The organism is Spiroplasma sp. hy2 (assembly GCF_044714365.1).
Classification (GTDB): Bacteria; Bacillota_I; Bacilli_A; order Mycoplasmatales; family Mycoplasmataceae; genus Spiroplasma; species Spiroplasma phoeniceum.
The window spans coordinates 1-3,407 of sequence record NZ_RXFZ02000114.1 but is presented as its reverse complement, the minus strand read 5'-3'; the positions used below and the strand labels follow the sequence as shown (position 1 = coordinate 3,407).

The 3,407-nt window shown below is 27.6% G+C and carries 6 protein-coding genes and 1 pseudogene; 3 read left to right on the top strand and 4 right to left on the bottom strand.

Features of this window, described 5'->3' with window-relative positions; translation table 4 throughout:
* On the top strand, positions 1-199 hold a 199-nt coding region (locus EHV01_RS04165; RefSeq protein ID WP_422066334.1), incomplete at its 5' end, for a hypothetical protein.
* Here EHV01_RS04165 and EHV01_RS04160 read toward each other — a convergent pair.
* The 3 genes and pseudogenes from EHV01_RS04160 to EHV01_RS04150 form a co-directional block, all read right to left on the bottom strand.
* Positions 172-462: pseudogene (locus tag EHV01_RS04160) on the bottom strand (recombinase RecA); the annotation flags it as partial. The gene EHV01_RS04165 and the pseudogene EHV01_RS04160 overlap by 28 nt on opposite strands.
* A gap of 95 nt (positions 463-557) precedes the next feature.
* The gene (locus EHV01_RS04155) at positions 558-893 is read right to left on the bottom strand and encodes a CinA family protein (RefSeq protein WP_422066335.1); all 336 of its coding nucleotides are present in this window, start codon (positions 891-893) and stop codon (positions 558-560) included.
* Between the two features lie 60 nt (positions 894-953).
* Positions 954-1,052 carry a CinA family protein gene (locus tag EHV01_RS04150; RefSeq protein WP_415745604.1) on the bottom strand — a complete coding sequence of 33 codons (99 nt, stop codon included), beginning with the start codon at positions 1,050-1,052 and terminating at the stop codon, positions 954-956.
* A 110-nt stretch (positions 1,053-1,162) separates the two neighbouring features.
* Between EHV01_RS04150 and pgsA the strand changes: the two genes are divergently transcribed.
* Complete coding sequence (pgsA, locus tag EHV01_RS04145; protein ID WP_422066333.1) at positions 1,163-1,873, top strand: CDP-diacylglycerol--glycerol-3-phosphate 3-phosphatidyltransferase; 711 nt, start codon at positions 1,163-1,165, stop codon at positions 1,871-1,873.
* Positions 1,857-2,660: an SDR family NAD(P)-dependent oxidoreductase gene (locus EHV01_RS04140; RefSeq protein ID WP_422066332.1), complete on the top strand. Its 804-nt coding sequence runs from the start codon at positions 1,857-1,859 to the stop codon at positions 2,658-2,660. The genes pgsA and EHV01_RS04140 overlap by 17 nt, the downstream gene beginning before the upstream one ends.
* A gap of 154 nt (positions 2,661-2,814) precedes the next feature.
* Here the strand turns inward: EHV01_RS04140 and EHV01_RS04135 are convergent, their stop codons facing one another.
* On the bottom strand, positions 2,815-3,093 hold the full coding sequence (locus tag EHV01_RS04135) for a hypothetical protein (RefSeq protein ID WP_422066331.1): 279 nt from the start codon (positions 3,091-3,093) through the stop codon (positions 2,815-2,817).
* Positions 3,094-3,407 lie beyond the last annotated feature (314 nt).

Sequence of the window (3,407 nt, the reverse complement as noted above, 5' to 3'; positions counted from 1 at the left end):
AACATTAATTTTTAGTGAAAAAGGATTTGATAAAAATTATGATGTAGTAGTTGGAAATACCTTTCAATTTTCAGGGTTACCTATTTTTACAATATCTATTAGTTTAATAAAAGGTTATCAAAATGCTGTTATTAGTTTATTAAATCAAAATGGTGTTAAATATGAAATGCAAACATTAACACCAAGTTTTTTAGCATAATTTGGATCTAAAGCGTGTTCAGCATCAATAAAGGCTCCTCGCCCACCATTTTTTTGTACTTCAGCAATAGCATGTAATGATAGAGTTGTTTTTCCTGATGATTCTGGCCCAAAAATTTCAATTCGTCCTTTAGGATAACCACCAACTCCAATTGCTTCATCAAGTAATAAACTTCCAGTTGAGACAGCTTCAATTGTTAGGTTGCTTTTATCCCCTAATTTCATAATAGCGCCTTTACCATATGTTTTTTCGATTTCTTTCATTACTGTTTTTAAAATTTCATCTTGGTCAACGGTTTTTGTTTCAGGAGGAACTGGTTTATTATCTTCCATTATTTTATTCTCCTTTCTGTTTATTTTTATCTTTTTTTACTATTAATTCCTTGTTCTTTTTCTAAAATTTGTTGTAAATGTTTAATTATTGTTGTAACAGTTGCAATTTTAATTTTTTCTCGTGATCAAGTTGGATTAAATGTTAATGCGAATGTTGTTGGTTGGTTTTGAAAAAGAATAGTTGCAAACACAGTTCCAACTGGCAAGTTGTCTAATTGGCCTGGACCAGCATTACCGGTAAAACTTATGGAAAAATCACTATTAAATTGTTTTTGACAAGCAAAAGCCATTGCCTCAGCTGTTTCTTTTGAAACAACACCATATTTTGTAATTATTGATTGGGAAACATGACCAAGTTTAATTTTAATGTCATTAGTATAAGTAACAATACTGCCTAAAAAACATGACTAGCATTTGGAACATTAGTTATATAATGACTTAAAAAGACCTCCTGTTATTGATTCATATGCTGCAATTGTCATTTGTTTTTGTTGAAGTAATTGTACTAGTTCTTTAATCATTTTTCCCCTCACCTCATAAACTTTCTTTAATATTATACATTTATATAATATAATATGTAAGTAATATTAACATATCAAGGATAAGATATTTTTAGAAAAGAGGACTTAAAATGAATTGAGTTAATCGTATTACATTAATTCGGATTTTTTTAATCCCAGTTATTATTGCTTTAATGGTAATTGTTCCATTTGAAAATAGTTCCTTATATAATGGATGAGATCAATGATTAACAATTAAAGGAGATAATGTTACTTATTTATTACCAATTAGTTATTTAATTGCTGGGATTTTATTTATTATTGCTAGCTTAACTGACTTATTAGATGGTTTTATTGCTCGTCGCTACAATCAAGTCACAACATTTGGCAAATTTTTTGATTCAATCGCCGATAAATTACTAACAAATACTGTTTTAATTGTCTTTGCTTGTGCAAACATTATTCCAGTTTGAATGGTTGTATTGTTAATTGCTCGCGATTTTGTAATTGATGTTGTTCGCCAAATTTTAGCAACACAAAAAGTGGTGATGGCTGCTAATCAATTAGGACGTGTGCGAGCAGCAATGGAGATGTTTGGAATGACAATTTTATTTTTTATTGGTTTTCGTATGTTTAATGGTCATTCTTTAAAAACAGGCCAATGAGATGAATTTGGTTGAGTAAACCAAATTATTATGATTCCAATGTATTTAGCAACGGTATTATCATTAGCGGCAGCAGGAAATTATATTTTCTTAAATCGTAAAACATTATTTGATATGACAGTTATTAAAAAACCAAAATTAGAAAATGGACAAGAAAATAATGAAAAAAACAAATAGTAATAGTTTAGAATGAGCTGTTGTTACTGGTGCTAGTAAAGGATTAGGATATTGTTATTGCGAAGAATTATTAAAACTTGGTTATAATGTTGTTGCTGTTGCTCGTGATACAACCCCTGTTACTGCTTTACAGCAAAAATATCCAACACAAACAATTAAAATGATTAATTATGATTTAAGTAATTTAGAAAATTGTGAAAAATTATTTAATGATGTTGCAAAAGATAATGTAACAATTTTAATTAATAATGCTGGATATGGTGTATGAGGTTATTTTAATGAATCTAGTTTAGAGCAAGAAATGAATATGATTGATTTAAATATTAAAGCGCTCCATATTTTAACAAAATTATTTGTACAACGTTTTATAGCGCAACAACAAGGACGTGTTTTAAACATTGGTAGTTTAGCGGCATTTACGCCAGCCCCAGTTTTTGCTAGTTATTATGCTTCAAAAGCTTATGTCTGAAGTTTGGGAGTGGCGATTAATACGGAATTGAAAAAAACAAAATCACCAGTTCGAGTTATTACCTTATGTCCAGGGCCGTTAAAAACTGATTTCTGAAATCGAAGTAGTAACCAGAAAGATGCAAAATATCACTCAACAGTGAAAGTTATGAAGACATCTACTTATGCTCGAAAAAGTTTACTAAAAGGATTAAAAGTAAAAAGAAAAAATTATATTGTAACAGGTAGTGTTAATAAAATTGTAAAAAAATTAACAAAATGAAGTCCCCAAAATTGAGTATTAACATCGGTTTACAATTATCAAAGAAAACGAAAATAAAAACAACAACAATGTTGTTGTTTTTATTTTTTATATTTCATGTTCTTTATCTGATACATATCCTTCATCAATATTATCAATTTCGTTAAGAATTTTTTGATATTGTTGACCTTGTTTCGGAATATTAGATGTTATCTTTTTTCCTCGCACTGGTTTAATTATTTGTTGGATTGCTTTTTTTAAATTGTTTTGGTTTTGACTCTAATGCAATATTTTTATTATTGTTTTCTAAAACAAAATCTTCCCCATTTTCTTTTGCTATTTTAGCAAGGGCTTCATAATATTGTTTTTCTAATTCAGCATTAGTCGTTTTTAACTTATTGACTAATTCTTTATAACCTTCAATATGTTCTTTATATTCTGCTATTTCTTCTTTTAAGAGATGAATAAAATTTTCTGATCTCTTAATAGTTTCAGCTTTGTCAAAACCCATTTTAATTAAAACATGATTAATTGCACTACGTGCTATTTAAAAGCTTGTGATAGATCACCAATCACTTTCCAACATACTCTTTTTAGTTTGTTTTTTACTTTCATATTAAATTTTTCTTTTAATAAAAAGTCATTTATTTTAAAATATTAAATAATATTTTAAAATCATATACAATAAATTTATTCTACCTATTATTTCTTCATCATTTTTAAACTTGGTAATATTTCAATTTTTACCTTTTCAGGCAATATAATAATATTTATTATCAACTGTATTAAATGGTTTTTCTTGTGGTGCTATTCATTCTAAATTWT